The 17,364-nt window shown below is 32.0% G+C and carries 21 protein-coding genes and 1 pseudogene; 1 reads left to right on the top strand and 21 read right to left on the bottom strand.

Annotated elements, in window-relative coordinates:
• A pseudogene (locus OWK30_RS05140) lies at positions 1-211 on the top strand (hypothetical protein); the annotation flags it as partial.
• 101 nt (positions 212-312) lie between these two features.
• Here the strand turns inward: OWK30_RS05140 and OWK30_RS05135 are convergent.
• The 21 genes from OWK30_RS05135 to OWK30_RS05035 all read right to left on the bottom strand — a co-directional run bounded on the left by OWK30_RS05135 (position 313) and on the right by OWK30_RS05035 (position 17,336).
• Entirely contained in the window at positions 313-891 is a 579-nt protein-coding gene (locus OWK30_RS05135; RefSeq protein WP_423324228.1) for a D-glycero-alpha-D-manno-heptose-1,7-bisphosphate 7-phosphatase, read from the bottom strand.
• Positions 863-1,726 (bottom strand): lysophospholipid acyltransferase family protein, encoded by an 864-nt coding sequence (locus OWK30_RS05130; protein ID WP_423324226.1) that lies wholly within the window; start codon positions 1,724-1,726, stop codon positions 863-865. The genes OWK30_RS05135 and OWK30_RS05130 overlap by 29 nt, the downstream gene beginning before the upstream one ends.
• A complete protein-coding gene (locus OWK30_RS05125; RefSeq protein ID WP_423324224.1) occupies positions 1,727-2,956 on the bottom strand; it encodes a 3-deoxy-D-manno-octulosonic acid transferase in 1,230 nt (409 codons plus the stop codon).
• The gene (locus tag OWK30_RS05120) at positions 2,943-3,563 is read right to left on the bottom strand and encodes a lysophospholipid acyltransferase family protein (RefSeq protein ID WP_423324222.1); all 621 of its coding nucleotides are present in this window, start codon (positions 3,561-3,563) and stop codon (positions 2,943-2,945) included. Before OWK30_RS05120 ends, OWK30_RS05125 begins: the two co-directional genes overlap by 14 nt.
• The gene (locus OWK30_RS05115) at positions 3,556-4,653 is read right to left on the bottom strand and encodes a DegT/DnrJ/EryC1/StrS family aminotransferase (RefSeq protein ID WP_423324220.1); all 1,098 of its coding nucleotides are present in this window, start codon (positions 4,651-4,653) and stop codon (positions 3,556-3,558) included. The genes OWK30_RS05120 and OWK30_RS05115 overlap by 8 nt, the downstream gene beginning before the upstream one ends.
• A gap of 31 nt (positions 4,654-4,684) precedes the next feature.
• The gene (locus tag OWK30_RS05110) at positions 4,685-5,515 is read right to left on the bottom strand and encodes an ABC transporter permease (protein ID WP_423324218.1); all 831 of its coding nucleotides are present in this window, start codon (positions 5,513-5,515) and stop codon (positions 4,685-4,687) included.
• Positions 5,496-6,482 (bottom strand): ABC transporter permease, encoded by a 987-nt coding sequence (locus tag OWK30_RS05105; protein WP_423324216.1) that lies wholly within the window; start codon positions 6,480-6,482, stop codon positions 5,496-5,498. Before OWK30_RS05105 ends, OWK30_RS05110 begins: the two co-directional genes overlap by 20 nt.
• A gap of 5 nt (positions 6,483-6,487) precedes the next feature.
• A complete protein-coding gene (locus OWK30_RS05100; RefSeq protein WP_423324214.1) occupies positions 6,488-8,134 on the bottom strand; it encodes a peptide-binding protein in 1,647 nt (548 codons plus the stop codon).
• A complete protein-coding gene (gene secG, locus OWK30_RS05095) occupies positions 8,131-8,448 on the bottom strand; it encodes a preprotein translocase subunit SecG (protein WP_423324212.1) in 318 nt (105 codons plus the stop codon). Before secG ends, OWK30_RS05100 begins: the two co-directional genes overlap by 4 nt.
• Positions 8,449-8,457: 9 nt before the next feature.
• The gene (gene tpiA / locus OWK30_RS05090) at positions 8,458-9,210 is read right to left on the bottom strand and encodes a triose-phosphate isomerase (protein WP_423324210.1); all 753 of its coding nucleotides are present in this window, start codon (positions 9,208-9,210) and stop codon (positions 8,458-8,460) included.
• On the bottom strand, positions 9,207-9,593 hold the full coding sequence (locus OWK30_RS05085) for a bactofilin family protein (RefSeq protein WP_423324208.1): 387 nt from the start codon (positions 9,591-9,593) through the stop codon (positions 9,207-9,209). Before OWK30_RS05085 ends, tpiA begins: the two co-directional genes overlap by 4 nt.
• Positions 9,590-10,444 carry a ParB/RepB/Spo0J family partition protein gene (locus tag OWK30_RS05080; protein ID WP_423324206.1) on the bottom strand — a complete coding sequence of 285 codons (855 nt, stop codon included), beginning with the start codon at positions 10,442-10,444 and terminating at the stop codon, positions 9,590-9,592. The genes OWK30_RS05085 and OWK30_RS05080 overlap by 4 nt, the downstream gene beginning before the upstream one ends.
• Positions 10,441-11,202: a ParA family protein gene (locus OWK30_RS05075; RefSeq protein WP_423324204.1), complete on the bottom strand. Its 762-nt coding sequence runs from the start codon at positions 11,200-11,202 to the stop codon at positions 10,441-10,443. The genes OWK30_RS05080 and OWK30_RS05075 overlap by 4 nt, the downstream gene beginning before the upstream one ends.
• A 179-nt stretch (positions 11,203-11,381) precedes the next feature.
• A complete protein-coding gene (locus OWK30_RS05070; RefSeq protein WP_423324202.1) occupies positions 11,382-12,005 on the bottom strand; it encodes a 3'-5' exonuclease in 624 nt (207 codons plus the stop codon).
• Position 12,006: 1 nt separating this feature from the next.
• Complete coding sequence (gene rseP / locus OWK30_RS05065; RefSeq protein WP_423324201.1) at positions 12,007-13,065, bottom strand: RIP metalloprotease RseP; 1,059 nt, start codon at positions 13,063-13,065, stop codon at positions 12,007-12,009.
• Between the two features lie 13 nt (positions 13,066-13,078).
• Positions 13,079-14,209: a 1-deoxy-D-xylulose-5-phosphate reductoisomerase gene (gene dxr / locus OWK30_RS05060; RefSeq protein ID WP_423324199.1), complete on the bottom strand. Its 1,131-nt coding sequence runs from the start codon at positions 14,207-14,209 to the stop codon at positions 13,079-13,081.
• Between the two features lies 1 nt (position 14,210).
• Positions 14,211-15,008: a phosphatidate cytidylyltransferase gene (locus tag OWK30_RS05055; RefSeq protein WP_423324197.1), complete on the bottom strand. Its 798-nt coding sequence runs from the start codon at positions 15,006-15,008 to the stop codon at positions 14,211-14,213.
• Positions 15,005-15,724 (bottom strand): isoprenyl transferase, encoded by a 720-nt coding sequence (locus OWK30_RS05050; RefSeq protein WP_423324234.1) that lies wholly within the window; start codon positions 15,722-15,724, stop codon positions 15,005-15,007. Before OWK30_RS05050 ends, OWK30_RS05055 begins: the two co-directional genes overlap by 4 nt.
• Positions 15,721-16,278, bottom strand: a complete 558-nt coding sequence (gene frr / locus OWK30_RS05045; RefSeq protein WP_423324195.1) for a ribosome recycling factor — start codon at positions 16,276-16,278, stop codon at positions 15,721-15,723. The genes OWK30_RS05050 and frr overlap by 4 nt, the downstream gene beginning before the upstream one ends.
• Positions 16,271-16,996 carry a UMP kinase gene (gene pyrH, locus OWK30_RS05040; RefSeq protein ID WP_423324193.1) on the bottom strand — a complete coding sequence of 242 codons (726 nt, stop codon included), beginning with the start codon at positions 16,994-16,996 and terminating at the stop codon, positions 16,271-16,273. Before pyrH ends, frr begins: the two co-directional genes overlap by 8 nt.
• Positions 16,989-17,336, bottom strand: coding sequence for a hypothetical protein (locus OWK30_RS05035; protein ID WP_423324191.1), 348 nt, complete (start codon positions 17,334-17,336; stop codon positions 16,989-16,991). Before OWK30_RS05035 ends, pyrH begins: the two co-directional genes overlap by 8 nt.
• Positions 17,337-17,364 lie beyond the last annotated feature (28 nt).

The following is a 17,364-nucleotide window of genomic DNA, read 5'->3' as shown; positions in this document are numbered from 1 at the left end:
TCCTAAATTGGCTCCAAGTTCAAAAACTCAAGATCAATGGAAAAATATTTTTAAAAATAATAGAAGTTATTTAATGAGTATACATAAGAGAAATGATTTTGACAAATTAAATGAAACAGATTGGGAAAAAATAAAAGTTTTTGTAATAAACCATGCATACGATTCTAATCAACCTGAAAATTGTGAAACTACAGAAAACTTTGTAAAATAAATAAGATGAGGGGAACCCCCCTCTTTATTATTGCAAACCTCTAACCATCATTTCATTTATTCCAAGGTAAATAATCAAAAATATATCCTTATTGCCATTTTTTATTTTTTCAAATCATCTATTACATATAAAACAGCATCTAGTAAATTTTCACAAATATAATTAGGCATTTTATCATAATTTTTTAGTTTTGCGAGTTCACCTTTTCCATAACCTGTTAGCACTAATATTGTCTTACAATTAGCATTCCATCCAAGTTCTATATCACTTAATTTATCACCAATCACATACATTTTTTCCTTATCTATAAGCAAATCCCTTAATGCCATGTTAATCATACCTGTTTTAGGTTTTCTGCAACTGCAGTTAATAGCATACTCTTTAATTTTTGAAGATGGATGATGAGGACAATAGTATAACGCATCTATTTTTGCACCATTTTTATTCAAAATATAATACATTTTTTCGTGTAAAACATGCATAGTTTCAATAGAATAATATCCTCTTGCAATACCAGCCTGATTAGTAACAACAACCGCTAAAATATTATTTATATTTAAAAGTCTCATAGCTTGAGACACAAAAGGATAAACTTCAAAATTATCAGGATGATTTATATAACCTGCTTCCTTATTAATAGTACCATCTCTATCAATAAACACTACGGGTTTCTTCTCCATCTTTTACCCTCTTGAAACGTTTGTGTATTAAATACCATTGTTCTGGATATTTTCTTATAATATCCTCATAAACCTCATTAATTCTTCTCGCAATTCTTTCCATGTTTTCTTTAACATCTCCTTTTCTTTCAGGAAATATCGGAGGATAATCTATCATTTTATAGTACCCACCCTCTCTTATGAGAAATACTGGCAATATAGGAATTTTTTTTCTAATAGAAAGTAATGGTACTCCTGCAATAAACGATGTCTTTAAACCAAAAAATTCAACATAAATGCTATCTTTTGAAAGTGCACTATGATCAAGTAATGTTCCAATAGCATACCCTTCATCTAAGAGTTTTGAAAGCTTTAACGCCACATCCCTATGAGTAAAATATTTTATTTCGTTTACGCTTCTCTGTTTTCTAATAAACTTATCCACATTTTTGTTTTTAATTCTTCGACCTACAATAGCAGTATTTACTTTAAAAACTTTTTTAAAAATTATTGGGGTAAATTCCCATGAGCCAATATGTGCACTAACAACAAAAATAGATTTATTTGCTTCTAACAACTTTCTAATTGTATCTTCATTTTCAAAAATAACATTATTTAAAATAAATTCATTATCAATCTTATGAAGATAAAAAATTTCCATAAATGAACAAAAAGTATTTTTAAAAGATTCTCTCACAACCTTTCTAATATCTTTTATTCCAATAAGTTCACAGTTTCTCTCCGCAACACTTCTCCTACTATTTAGAAGATAATATGCCATACCCCCAAACAAATTTCCAAAACGATAAAGAGTAGTTAAATCTCTATTCTGAAAAAATTTAAACAAAGTCTCCACTCACACCCACCTTCGTATTTCCTCAAGAATCTTATCAAGCTTTTCTCTAGCCTTTTTTTTCAATTCCCTTTCAAACCCATAAAAATCTGCTGATATCAAAAAATCATCTCTTAAATATTCAATAAACTGCTGAGTATCTTCTACCTCATAAACAACATTATATTTTCTTGCCAAATCATAAATTTCTTTGAAATTCCACATATTTTTCCCAGTCGCAACCACTTTCTCAAACTGCAGCGCTTCATAAATATTATGCCCGCCAATGTTCTCAACTACAGACCCGCCTATAAAAATTTTTTCAGAGATTTTGTACAACTTTTCTAGTATTCCAAAAACATCCACAACAATTACTTTAGCATTCTTCACTGCCGAATCTCCATTGCTCCACCTAACTGGATAAAACCCTTTATTACCAACAAGCTGCAAGACTTCATCAACACGGTTCAGATGCCTAGGTACTATTATGAGCTTATCAAAACTATCTTCCAGACTTTCATAAGCAGCCAAAACCAGTTCTTCTTCACCTCGATGAGTGCTGCCGGCAGTTATAATTTTTCCTTCTAAAAAAGAAACCTCTGAGATATCCACATCTTTTTTTTCAAAAAATTTTAAATTCCCAAAATTTATTAAATTCTCGTCAGAGCCTATTATTTTTGAAAATTTTGCAAAATCTCCTTCACTTTTAACAAAAATTTTCTCAAAATGGTTTAAAAGTTTTTTAAATAAAAACCTAAAAAAATAATACTTTTTAAAACTACTATCAGAAATTCTACCATTAATAAGATAAAGTTTACACTTCTTACTGACACTGTAAATTAAATTCGGCCATAATTCAGTATCTACTATAAAAAACATCTTGGTATTTAACAAATGCAAAAGATAACTTATCGCTAGACTATTCTCTAAAGGTAATAAAAAAGATATATCAGGATTCAATTCTTTCTCAGCAATCTTCTTACCTGTATATGTTACTGTACTAACTACTATAGAGATATCTTTTAGCTCTTCTCTAATTTTATCTACCAAAATCTTAATACTCTTTGCTTCACCTACACTTGCACAATGAAACCATATACTTTTCTTAGGTATATTCTCTATCTTAATAAAACCGAATCTTTCAAAGTAATCTTTTTCTTCATTTTTTTTTAGCGCAAAAAGATATCCCAAAGGAAGTGCAATGGGTAACAATATAAAAATAATAAGATTGTATATAATTCTAAAAATCAGCATTAATCAACTCCAACATTTTCCTCTGTAAAAATTCTTTATCCTTTTCCATTAAAGAATCATCAATACTTTTAGAAAAATATATCGGCTCTCCATACATTATTTTCACTTCAGAAAAGGGATATGGAAGAGTAAACTTATCCCAACTATTAAATTCTTTATATTTTTCACATTTACAAACAGCAGGTACTACAAAATTTGTCTTCTTCTTTGCTAAGTAAATCACTCCAGGTTTAACCTCAAAACGTGGACCTTTAGGTCCATCCACAGTAACAGCAGCATCAAAACTATCCCCCATTTTACGCTTAGCACCAATTACAGCCTTAACTCCACCTCTTGTAGATGAACCTCTTACTGTTTGAAATCCAAATTTTTTAAGAAAAAAATCAGCTATTTCCCCATCTTTACTTTCTGATACAATTGTCACAATGCCTTCGTTTCTATGAAGATACACAAAAGGAAAAAGCTGACCATGAAAAATAGCAAAAACTATCTGTTTTTTCTCTTTTCTCAAATTGGCTATAATCTCACTATTATAAATCTTATACCTTAATGTTTTGTAATACCCTTTCAGAAAAAAATAACCTAAATTAAGCAGAAGGCTATTCATTTACACTAACTTTAACAACCTCAATAATCACATCAACCTCTTCATCTTCAAGAAAAGGGTTTATTGGAAGAGAAACTACTTTTTCAGCTAAATATTCTGAAACAGGGAAATCCCCTTCTCTATATCCAAACTTCTCAAAACTTTTTTGCAAATGAATTGGCACAGGGTAGTAAATTGCAGATGCAATTTCGTGCTCTTTTAGTTTCTCAATAATTCTATCTCTCTTGTCTGAGACAATCGTAAACTGATGAAACACATGAACGCCATCACTGTTCTCTTTCTGAATATCCACGATATCTTTTAATGAATCTATATATCTACCAGCAATACTCCTTCTGTCCTCAGTAAATTTATCAATATATTTTAATTTCACTCTTAAGATTGCAGCCTGTATATCATCTAACCTTGAGTTATATCCAAGCATTTCATGATGATAACGCACAAATGAACCATGATTTCTAAGAGCTTTTAACGTTTTATAAACCTCTTCATCATTAGTAGTAATAAGGCCACCATCCCCATAACATCCAAGGTTTTTACTTGGGAAAAAACTAAATGCACTTGCATCTGCAAAACCGCCCACTTTTTTCCCTTTATATAAAGCACCAAAAGACTGTGCACAATCATCCAGCACTTTTACGTTGTACTTTTTGGCAATTTCTAGAATCACATCCATATTAGCTGGATTACCAAATAAATGTACAGGAATTATTACTTTTGTTTTTTCTGTAATTTTCTCTTCAAGTTGGTTCACATCCATATTCATAGTTTCTTTATCCACATCCACAAACACTGGCTTTGCATTACAATAAAGTATTGCCTCTGCTGTAGCTATAAATGTAAATGGCACCGTAATTACTTCATCACCTTCTTTAACTCCAAGGGCTCGTAACGCTAGATGCAAGGCATCTGTTCCACTAGCTACACCAACAGCATATTTAACTCCTAAATAATCTGCCACCTCTTTTTCAAAAGATTCAACATTTGGACCCAATATAAACCTAGTTTCTTTTATTGATGATTCAACAGCCTCTTTAATTTCATCACCAATCAAATTTAACTCTCTTTTAATATCAAGCATCGGTATCATTTTTATGCCTCCTTATCACTATTAGTAAAATCTATTTATCATCAGATGGTTCTATTGTCTTAGGATCAAGAATATCTCTTAACCCTTCACCTAACAAATTGTATCCCAAAACAGTCAAAAAAATTGCCATACCTGGGAAAAAAGATAACCACCAAGCAAACATAATATTGTCTTTACCAGCAGTCAATATATTACCCCATGAAGGTGTAGGAGGTTGAACTCCAAGCCCCAAAAAACTTAATGCCGATTCGGTAAGAATAGCACCTGCAACCCCTAAAGTCGCAGTAACAAAAACAGGAGTAAAAACGTTTGGTAAAATATGTTTTATTAAAATTTTCCAATTTGGTAATCCCAAAACTCGTGTTGCTAATACATACTCTCTCTCTTTAACACTAAGGACCTCAGCACGCACCATCCTAGCTACTCCCATCCAACTTGTCAGACCTATTATAATCATTACATTTATAAGACTAGGCTTTAAAAATCCAATCACGGCTAAAATAAGAAAAAATGATGGAAAGCAAAGCATTATATCTACAAATCTCATTATAACCACATCAATAATACCACCATAAAATCCAGAAACTAAGCCTAAAATTGTCCCTATAAGAATAGAAATTCCTACAGCAACAAACCCCACAAACAGTGACACCCTGGTACCATAGACAACCCTGCTAAAAACATCTCTCCCTAGATCGTCCGTTCCAAAAAAATGATCTTTTGAGGGAGGTAAAAAAATATTGTTTAAATCTATTTTAAATGGATCATGTGTAGCTATAATAGGTGCAAAGATAGCAATTATAAAAAACAATCCTACCAAAATAAAACCTATCCAAAAGAGCTTATTTTCTCTCTTTACCATACCTAATCCTTGGATCAGCCAATGCATAAGCCACATCAGCAATAAGATTGCCTATTAGAGTAAGAACAGCACCAATAACAAGTATCCCCATAATTGTAGGATAGTCTCTCATCATAACTGATTGATAAAAAAGTTGCCCCATTCCAGGTAATCCGAAAATTGATTCAAAAATCACACTGCCACCTATAAGCCCAGGAATGGATAGCCCTAAAATTGTAATTACAGGTAATAAAGCATTTTTCAAAGCATGCTTAAAAAGTATCTTCCTTTCGGGCAAACCTCTAGCCCTAGCTGCCTCAATATATTCATCATTCAAAACATCAAGCATACTATTTCTTGCAAAACGTGAAAGTCCAGCAAGTCCACCAATTACGGATATTCCCACCGGTAAAATAGTATGTTTTATAATATCTAATACTTTTCCAGCTATTGTTAACGATTCATAATTATATGATTTTAACCCTGCTATGGGAAGCCACCCCAAAATAACTCCAAAATAATACATACAAAGAAGAGCTAACCAAAAAGTGGGTATAGCAAAACCTATAAAAACAAATATAGTAAATCCTCTATCAAAAATAGTGTCTTTATAATATGCAGACAAAACCCCCAATGGCAAAGCAATTAAAAATATAAGAAGCATAGATGTTATATTTAAATAGAGTGTTAATGGTAATCTTTCCTTAATCTTTTCCAAAACAGGTTTTCTATCAGCAGCAAAGGACTCTCCAAAATCAAATCTAACAAGCTTTTTTAGCCATAACCAATATCTAATATGCAGCGGCTTATCAAGATTATAAAGTTTTATAAACTTAGCTCTAGCTGTCTCAGATATTTTAGGATTCATCTGCGAAAGAAATTGCACAGGATCTCCAGGTGCTAAATTTATCACCAAAAAACTGATTAGCGTAATTCCTACAAGAAGTGGAACCATACCTAATAGTCGTTTAACAATATAAGCTAACATACTACCTACTGGATAAAATGATACTTCTGTTCAGATTTTGGGACATACCATTTTATAAAATTATACATAAGACCTGCAGGTGCAGGATTAACGTTTTTAAAGCGTTTGTGAAGCGCAATCAGTGCATCAGGCACATATAAAAACGTATAAGGTTGTTCCTCGGCAAGAATCTCTTGAATCTTAAAATAGTATCCTTTTCTTTTCTCAATATCAAACTCTGTCCTCGCCAGTTCAATAAGTTTATCAACCTCTTTATTTTGATAACATATAAAATTTAGTTTTTTATCCCTGCAGTTTGATGAATGCCAAACATCATATAAATCTGGTTCTTGCGGAATACTCCATCCCAAGATTACAACTTGAAAATTCCTCTTATCAATATATTCACTAATGAAAGTAGCCCATTCCAAAATTCTTATTTCTACATCAACACCTATTTTTTTCCAACTCTGTTGTATTATCTCAGCAATTCGGCTACGTGTAGAATTTCCCTGATTTGTCAATATAGTCAATTTAAATTCTTTTTTCCCTTTTTCAAGTATACCATCACCATCACGATCTTTCCATCCAGCTTCCCTTAAAAGTTCTTTTGCTTTCTCAATGTCATATTCGTATCTTTTAACATTCGAATTATACCAAACAGTACCAGGTTTATAAGGTCCAGTTGCAACCTCACCCAATCCAAACAAAACACCTTTTATAATATCATCTTTTGGAGTGGCATAAGATAGTGCCTGCCTAACTCTTTTATCTACGAAAAATGAATTCTTTAAATTATAACCTATATAAGTATAAGAATTTGCCAGATATTTATATTTTTTATAACTCTTTTTAAATCTTGGATTTTCAGTTTGCCTCGTATATTGCAAGGGAGACAATCCCATCAAATCAATGTTTTCATTAAGCAGCTCTAAAAACATTGAAGATGTATCTGGAATTATTCTGAAAATATATCTTTCAATGTAAGGTTTCCCTTCAAAATAGTCCCCATTAGCAATTAACGTAATATGATCTTGAGACTTCCATTCAAAAAACTTATAAGGCCCTGTTCCCACGGGTTTTCTCTGCAAAGGGGATTTTGTGATTTCCACCCCATTAAGTAGATGTGAAGGCAAAATAGAAACAGTCCAGCTCGCAAGCGCAGGTGCATATGCCTTTTTATAAAAAACTTTAACTGTATAATTATCAAGAACCTTTACTTTATCTATCAATCTAAAATCAGCATCATAAGCTGTAGGAGTTTTCTCATCAACTATAATTTTATAAGTAAACTCCACATCTTTTGCTGTAAATGGTGCTCCATCATGCCATTTAACACCTTTACGCAAAAAAAATGTTATTATTTTTTTATCTTTTGAAACTTCCCATTTTTCAGCAAGATCACCAACAAGCTGTAGATTCTTATCATATTTCAATAACCCATTATATATAAGTCCTGCTACAGAATGAGATGCTGAATCTGTTGCTAATATTGGAATAAGGTTGCTAGCATCCCCAATACTACCTTCTACAAGCGCATCACCATAAGCTTTAATTTTATCATATGAACTATTTTTATAATTAGTAGAAGGGGATTCATTCTTCTCTCCACCACTACACGAAAACAAACTAACTACAAAAAAAAATATATATAATAACTTAAAAAACCTCATTTGCTTTGCATTGGTACCTTTGGAGAAGATTGATTGTTTTGAATTGGTGATGAAACTGGGATTTTATTTAAAATAGATTCTCCTGTTCTGTTTTTTGACAAGATTGTAAGCGTAATTGAGGTAAAAAAGAAAACTATAACAAGGATTGTTGTTATTTTATTCATAATATTAGCAGGTGTAGCCGGCCCAAAAGTATCAGAAGACCCACCACCAAAAGCCGAACCTAAATCAGATTCTTTACCTGACTGCAATAAAACTGCCAAAATCAACAAAATACTAACAAACACATGAATTGCTATAATAACTGAATACATTTTCCACCTCTATTCATAAAATTTTAAAATTTTCACAAAACTTTCAGCATTTAGGCTCGCACCACCAACAAGCGCACCATCAATATTTTCAGCACTCATAAGATCTTTTATGTTTTCAGGTTTAACACTTCCGCCGTATAAAATTTTAAGATCTTTTGCAATATTTTCACTGTAAAGTTTCGAAATAAAACCTCTGATCGCTCTATGCATAGCTTCCGCATCATCCTTAGAAGCTGTCTTCCCTGTCCCAATTGCCCAAACAGGCTCATACGCAATCACAACCCTCTTCATATGATCAGGACCTAAATCTTTCACCCCAAGCGCTATTTGCCTCAATACTGTTTCAGTTTCACATCCTGCTTCTCTATCTTCCAGTAACTCACCAACGCATAAAACAACAGTTAATCCTTTCTTTACAGCCTGATGAACTTTTTTGTTTATGACCTCATCACTTTCTTTAAAAATATGTCTTCTTTCTGAATGTCCTAAAATTACATAGTTTGCACCCACAGATAATATCATATCTGCCGACACTTCTCCAGTGTAAGCTCCAGAATCCTCAAAATATATATTTTGAGCAGCTAGTATGTGACTATCATTCAAATATTTTTTTATCTCACTCAAAGCAACGAATGGTGGAGCAAATCCATAATCCACTTTTAGTTGATCAACGCCACTATCTATTATAGACTTTACAAGGTTCACCCCTTCAGAAACTGTAAGATTCATCTTCCAATTACCAATTATAAGTGGCTTTCTCATTTCTCAGATTCCTCCACTTTTTTATCGTTATTAACCATATCCTTCCCCATAATACAATTCCCATTAAAAGTCACTCCATCCTCAATTATTAATGATGGAGTCTTAATAGTACCTTTAACAAATGCTGGTTTATACAATTCAACTTTATTTTTTGCAACAATATTTCCATCGAAAAAACCAGAAATTTTTACAACGCCAGCCTCTATATTTGCCTTAACTTTCCCAGTCTCAGCCACTACAAAAGTATCACTACTTTTTACCTCTCCTTCAAACTCCCCATCAACCCTAACTAAACCATCAAAAACTAATGTCCCCTCAAATTTGGTGTTTTTACCTAAAAAAGCATTAATAGTATTATTTTCCTGCTTACTACTTTTTATCATGACTCGCCTCTCAAGATATTAATAATTCTATCAAGTTCATCGCTTGTATTAAAATTTATAACAATAGCACCACCTTTTTTCTTCATCCTAATATCAATTTTAGTTTTAAAAAAATCTTCAAGCTCTTCTTCAAGCGCCATAATAAAAACATTTTTATTTTTATCTTTATTAGTAGTTTTTTTACTTTTTCTTTTTACCAGCTTTTCTACATCTCTTACAGAAAGATTTTTATCAATAATTTCCTTTAAAACAAACAACCTATACTCAATATCTTCTATACCAAGAAGCGCTCTTGCATGCCCTTCACTAATATGCCCTTCTTTTAGAGCTTGAAAGCTCTTTTCGTCAAGATTTAAAAGCCTTAAAGTATTTGCTACTGCTGCCCTACTTTTCCCCACAATGGAAGCTATCTGTTCTTGAGTATAGCCAAATTTTTCCATTAGTGTCCTAAACGCCTCTGCCAATTCAACAGGATTTAAAGACTCTCTTTGTATATTCTCTATTAAACCTATTTCAATTTTTTCTTTCTCTGTAGTTTTATCTATAATAATCGCCGGTATCTTTTTTAATCCCGCAAGAGCAGCTGCTCTCCATCTTCTTTCACCAGCTAAAATAATATACCCATTTTCAAACCTTTCTACTAATATTGGCTGTATAACCCCTTTTGATTTTATTGAGGCAGCAAGCTCTTCAAGTTTCTCCTTATCAAAAAATTTGCGAGGCTGGTTTTCATTCGGCTTAATATCCATTACATCAATTTCTTTTACAGTTTTCCTCTCTTCATTATCCTCATTTTTTCTCGAAGGGATTAAAGATTCTAAGCCTCTTCCCAAAGGGTTTCTCTTACTCATCTTCTGTTTATCACCTCTTTTGCAAGTTCTATATAACTTTCAGCACCTTTTGATCTAATATCGTAAGATATTATAGGTAATCCATGACTTGGAGCTTCACTTAATTTAACATTTCTAGGAATAATTGTTTTAAACATATCATCTCTAAAATATTCTCTAACTTGCCTGTAAACTTCTTTCGATAAATTATTTCTAGGATCATACATTGTTAACAATATCCCCTCTAATTTTAAGTTAGGATTTAAACTTTCTTTTATTAATCTTACCGTGTTTAAAAGCTGACTCAATCCTTCCAAAGCATAATACTCACACTGCAATGGAATTAGTACAGTATCAGCTGCAGTAAGAGAATTTATTGTAAGCAATCCAAGCGATGGTGGACAGTCAATAATTATAAAATCATAATCATTCTTTTTCTTTTCAAGATGTCTTTTCAACCTTGTTTCCCTCGATAAAACAGTTACTAGTTCGATTTCAGCTGCTGTTAAATCTATTTTACTAGGAACCAAAAACAAATTATTAATTTTTGTTTCAAAAGTCACATCATCTAATTCTAAATTACCCACAATAACATCGTATACACTTTTATCAAGCTCGTGAGGTAAATACCCAAGCCCACTTGTAGCATTACCTTGTGGATCCATATCAACAATCAAAACTTTTGCTTCTGCAATAGCAAGAGCAGAAGATAAATTAACAGCTGTGGTTGTCTTTCCTACACCACCCTTTTGGTTTGCCACTGCAATAATTTTACCCATAACTTTGAAGATTACTCCATAATAAGATAAAAATCAAGTTTATGATTTCCTGTAATCATTTATTTTTCTAAATTTAAAAGGATTTGCCTTATTAATTTTTGTACTATGCTTTTAATTATAAAATTAAATTTTTTCCATAAAAATGTTATCATAATATAACTCTATAAGTACATTTTAGCTTAGTTTCTATCCTCTAAATAAATTAACAACTCCATTAAAGTAAACATTCGCTTAGCTAGCAATTTTTTTAACATTAACCTAAAAACAACAGAAGTAAGTTCTGCATCAAAAAGCGCTCTGTGCCTTTTATAAGGAGAATTTAACTTAACATTATATTGTTCCATCAAGGCATCAAGGTTGTGATATCTATTATATATATTAATTTTTCTAGATAGAGTAAGAGTATCTATTACAAAGTCAAAGGGATTACTAATAGAATAATCCTTCATAATACATTTCAAAAAATTCATATCTTTCTTTGCATTATGAGCTACAAGAATACAACCTCTTGCATACTCCAAAAATTTATAAAATGCTAAACATTCATCCGGTGCATTCTCGACATCTTTATCTGTTATGCCATGGATAGAAACCGAATTATCTGGTATATGCATACCAGGGTTAACTAACAAATGAAACTTGTTTTTATAATCCACCTTTAAACCTGGCTTTATCTTCACTGCACCTATCTCCACAATCCTGTCTCCATCAAATGGACGAACTCCTGTCGTCTCAATATCAAAGACACAATACTCAAGTTCATCTATTCGAGAATCTAGCAAGTCAGACTTTTCTAATATCATCCTATTTACTAATTATCCTTGAAATATCATTATAAAAAGCAAAAAACATAAGAGCTATCAGTAAAGCTAAACCTATATATTGAGAAACTTCTCTTACTTTTACACTTACAGGCCTACCTCTTATCATCTCTATAATATAAAAAAAGAGGTGTCCACCATCAAGCACTGGAATTGGTAAAAGATTTAAAATAGCTAGATTAATACTTATTACAGCCATAAATGCCAATAAACTTGCAAACCCGGTCTCAGCTGTCTGCTTTGCCATCTGAAATATCATTATTGGTCCACCTATATTATCAGCGGGCACCACCCTTTGAATAATCTTTACTATTCCGACCAAGGTTAATTTGGTAATTTCATTTGTTTTTTCCAATCCTAAAATAATTGCTTTAACTGGGTTATAACTGACTAAAATTGTATCACCTTTCGGAACAATCCCTATAAGTCCAACCTCATGATCTTCACCAAAAATATTTTTAACCACTGTTTTTTTGGGTACAACTTCTAAACTCAAAACTTTACCATTCCTTTCTATTTTCAAAATAATCTTTTGTCCTGCTTTCCCCTTAATATACTGACTCATATCATCCCAATATTTGATAGGCTTACCATCAATCTGAAGAATTTTATCACCTGCTCTAAGACCAGCTGAATAAGCAGGCATATCCTTTTTTACTTCACCAATAACAGGTAAAAATTCATTCACTCCCGTAATAAACAATACAGCAAATACAATTACTGCTAATAAATAATTAAACAACGGACCTGCAAAAACTATTAAAAACCTATGCCAAACAGGTTTTTCAAGAAACGCTCTATCTTTGTCTGACTCATCAATCCCTTCCTCCATATTTTCACCATACATTTTCACATACCCTCCTAAAGGGATTAATGAAATAGCATATTCTGTCTCACCCCATTTTTTAGTAAAAACAATAGGGCCAAAACCTATTGAAAACCTCAATACTTTTACATTAAACAATTTCGCAAAAATAAAATGTCCAAATTCATGAATAAAAACTAAAACTCCAAAAACAAGTATAGCAGAAATAATTCCCATCGAAACTCCTTACTTAGATTAATTTAGACACTAATTTACTACTTCTTTCTCTTGCTAATTTATCCATATTTATTATTTCTTCAATATCCATTACATCTTTTACAATAAAATCTTCTACTGTCCTTTCAATTATTTTAGGAATTTCATTAAACCCTATTACTTCATTAAGAAAAGCACCCACTGCAATTTCATTAGAAGCATTCAATGCTATATAAATACTATTCTTATCTACCTTCAGTGCTTCCATTGCAATCCTTAGACAAGGATACCTTTCAAAATCTGGTCTAATAAAAGAGAGTTTCTTTAGTTCAAAAAAGTTCAATCTCGGAATATCTAATTTTACCCTTTCAGGATAACTAATTGCATAAGATATAGGTATTTTCATATCAGGAATTCCCATTTGTGCAAGATAGCTCCCATCACAGAAAGCTACAAAAGAATGAATTATACTTTCAGGGTGAATTACAACATCAAGTTTATCATATCCTACATTAAATAAAAATCTTGCCTCAATTAATTCTAAACCTTTATTCATCATCGTGGCAGAATCTACAGTTATTTTTCTTCCCATACTCCAGTTAGGATGATTCAACGCTTCGTCTACACTAATAAATTCAAATGAATCTATAGGTCTGTTACGAAAAGGTCCACCACTGGCAGTTAAGATGATTTTTTCAAGATAATTTATGTCATGACCTAGAAGACATTGATAAATTGCAGAATGTTCACTATCAACAGGAATTATCTTAGCCCCATTTCTTTTTGCTGTCTCATTTAACAACCTTCCAGCAGCAACCATAGATTCTTTATTGGCAAGAGCTATATCAATCCCTCTCTTCAAAGCACAATAAGTAGGTATCAATCCAGAAAATCCTACAGCTGCTGAAAGCACTATATCTATTTCTTCATTTTCAATAATTTTCAATAACTCATTAACTCCTGTCAAAACTTTATCTTTAAAAAAATTCTCTGATGTTAATACAAGATACTTTGCATTTACCCTTTTTCCTTTTTTTATTAAATCATCAATTTGACGATGAGCTGTTAAAAAAATTACCTGAAAATTTTCTTTCTCTCGCTCGATAATATCTATTGCCTGACTACCAATTGAGCCAGTGGCACCAATGATCCCTATTTTTCTCATATTACCTCATAAAAAAATAAATATAATAATAAAGAGCAGGGGCACCAAAGACAAGAGAATCAATTCGGTCCAGCATCCCCCCATGTCCCGGGAAAATAGAACCGCTGTCTTTTACTCCTGATTTTCTTTTAAACATGGATTCCACTAAATCACCTAGAACTCCAGCAGTTACTATAATTATTGAACTAAAAATAATATCCAAGAAACTCATTTTTAAAAAAAATAACCCATAAATTACTGCAGCTATGATACCACCAAAATATCCAGCAACAAGCCCTTCGATACTCTTCTTAGGACTGATAAGCTCATAAAGTTTATTTCTACCGTATTTTATACCAAAAAAGTAAGCAAAACTATCACTCATCCAGATAATAAAAAATAAATAAAAGATAAAATGATACCCCTCATGCCTTAATAATTGGAGATGTGAAAACATAAAAGGCACATATAATACAGATAAAAGCGTTATTGAAATAGTCTTATATGTATCATCTAAGGGCTTTGACCCAAGTAATTTCAATACAAGAGTAAAAAAACAAACCATAAAAACAGCAAATAAAAATATATTCATATCATTCAAATAAAAAGCAAAAGGAATAATAAATGCACCAACAAAGGTTGGTACCTTCAAAAATTTAAATTCACTTCTATCAATTAACATCGAAAATTCATACGTAGCAATAAGTATAACTACCTCAAGTAGTAAAAAGAAATAAAAATCACTAAGATAAATAACTCCAAGCACCAGAAAAGGGATTATCACAAGAGCTGTTAATACCCTTTTTTGCTTTTCGCTCAAATATTCCCCCTCCTTATCTGTTCATCTGTCATACCAAATCGTCTATCCCTATTTTGATAATCAAAAATAGCTTTATCAAACTCTGCTTCATCAAAATCAGGCCACAGTGTCTTAGTAAAATAAAGCTCAGCATAGGCAAGACGCCAAAGCATAAAATTACTTATTCTCATTTCTCCACTTGTCCTAATAAGAAGATCAATATCAGGTACTTCTGGTGAATATAAAAAACCTGAAAAAACTTTTTCATCAATATCTTTAATATCACTAGCCAATATTTTATTAACAGCATCAACAATCTCTTTTCGACCACCATAATTTAGTGCCAGATTTAACACCATACCAGTATTATTCTTTGATGTTTCAATAAGTTTTAAAACCTTGCTTCTTGGCTCATCCGGTAGATCTATTAGCCTACCAGATACAACAAACTTTATATCTTTTTCAATAATCTCAAAAAACTTTTTATCCACAAATTCACTCAACAACATCATTAATCCGCTTACTTCATCTTTAGGTCTAAGCCAGTTCTCAGTAGAAAATGCAAACAGAGACAAATACTTTATACCAATATTAGCAGCATGACTGACTATTTTTTCAACAGCCTTCACACCTGCTCTATGACCAAAAATTCTTGGTAAGCCTCTTTTTTTCGCCCATCTTCCATTGCCATCCATAATGATGGCAACATGGCTAGGTATTTTCTCCTCTTGCACTATATTTCCATAATCTCTTTTTCTTTCTTCTCTGTTATCTCATCAATTTTCTTAATATATTCGTTGGTAAGCTCCTGAATCTTATCTAAAGCTTTTCTTGCTTCATCTTCTGAAACTTCTTTATCTTTCTCAAGTTTCTTAATTTTATCATTACCTGCTCTTCTCTCATTCCTTATTGCTACTCTTGCTTCTTCAGCCATTTTATTTACCAGTTTAACGAGCTCTTTTCTTCTTTCTTCTGTTAGAGCTGGGATAGGCACCCTAATCATTTTCCCATCATTAGAAGGATTTAAATTAAGCCCACTGTTCATTATAGCTTTTTCAATTACAGGTACCATATTCGGCTCCCATGGCTGAATAGTAATTAAGCGTGGATCAGGAACTTGTATTGTAGCCACTTGTGGTATTGGCGTGGGCGTACCATAATAATCAACTTTGATATTTTCAAAAAGAGCAGCTGATGCCCTACCAGTCCTAACCCCTTTTAATTCTTCTTTGTAAAATGAAATAGTTTTCTCCATTTTCTCTTTTACTTCATTATAAACATCATTAATCATAGTTTCCCTCCACTAAAGTTCCTATTTTTTTGCCAAGTAGTATATTCTTCAAATTTCCTTTACCAAATAGGTCAAAAACAATTATCGGTATTTCATTATCCATACACATACTAATAGCAGTAGAATCCATTACTTTAAGACCTTTGTTAAGCACTTCAAGATATGTGATAGCATCAAATTTGACAGCATCTTTATATTTTACAGGGTCTGCATCATAAACACCATCAACTTTAGTTGCTTTTAATACTACATCAGCATTTATTTCAGAAGCTCTTAAAGTTGCTGCCGTATCAGTAGTAAAATACGGATTACCAGTACCAGCTCCAAAAATTACAACTCTCCCCTTTTCTAAATGTCTTATAGCTCTTCTTCTGATAAAAGGTTCAGCGACCTGTCTCATCTCAATAGCCGTTTGAACTCTGGTAGAAACACCCATATTTTCAAGAGCATTTTGTAAAGCAAGTGAGTTAATCACAGTAGCAAGCATACCCATATAATCAGCAGAAACTCTATCCATCCCCTTTGCAGATTCTGAAACACCCCTAAAGATATTACCACCACCAACAACGATACCTATTTGAACCCCCATCTCATAAATTTCTTTAATCTCTGAAGCAATATACTTAACTACATCACCATCAATTCCAAAATTTTGCTTCCCCATTAGTGCTTCACCACTTAACTTTAACAAAATTCTTTTGTACTTAATTTCACTCATATTCACCCTCAATATCTTTTTCACCTTTTAAAATAAATCTAAAAGTAACCTCCTTGTTAATATATGGGAAAAACACATTTTCTACATACTCAACTGTATAGATTTTCTTAAAATTAACAATCTCAATCTTTATATTTTCTGCTCTAACAGGAATATTCAATTCTTTAGCTTCTTCTAACAAATTCTTTTTTACGTTAAAATCAGGAAATCTTTTCTCACTATAAATAATATTATTAAAGGCATTTTTATATATATAATATTTAACCCAGGGTGTTGCCACTAATAACGCAACATAAATTAAAATAACAACAAAAACAGCCTTGATAAAAAACCTAATCATAACCTCTCAATCTATAAAATTTTTATTT

Origin of the sequence: Deferribacter abyssi (genome assembly GCF_049472655.1) — a bacterium.
Lineage (GTDB): Bacteria > Chrysiogenota > Deferribacteres > Deferribacterales > Deferribacteraceae > Deferribacter > Deferribacter abyssi.
Note: the sequence above shows the minus strand (reverse complement) of the source record. Positions and strands in the feature narration are given on the sequence as shown.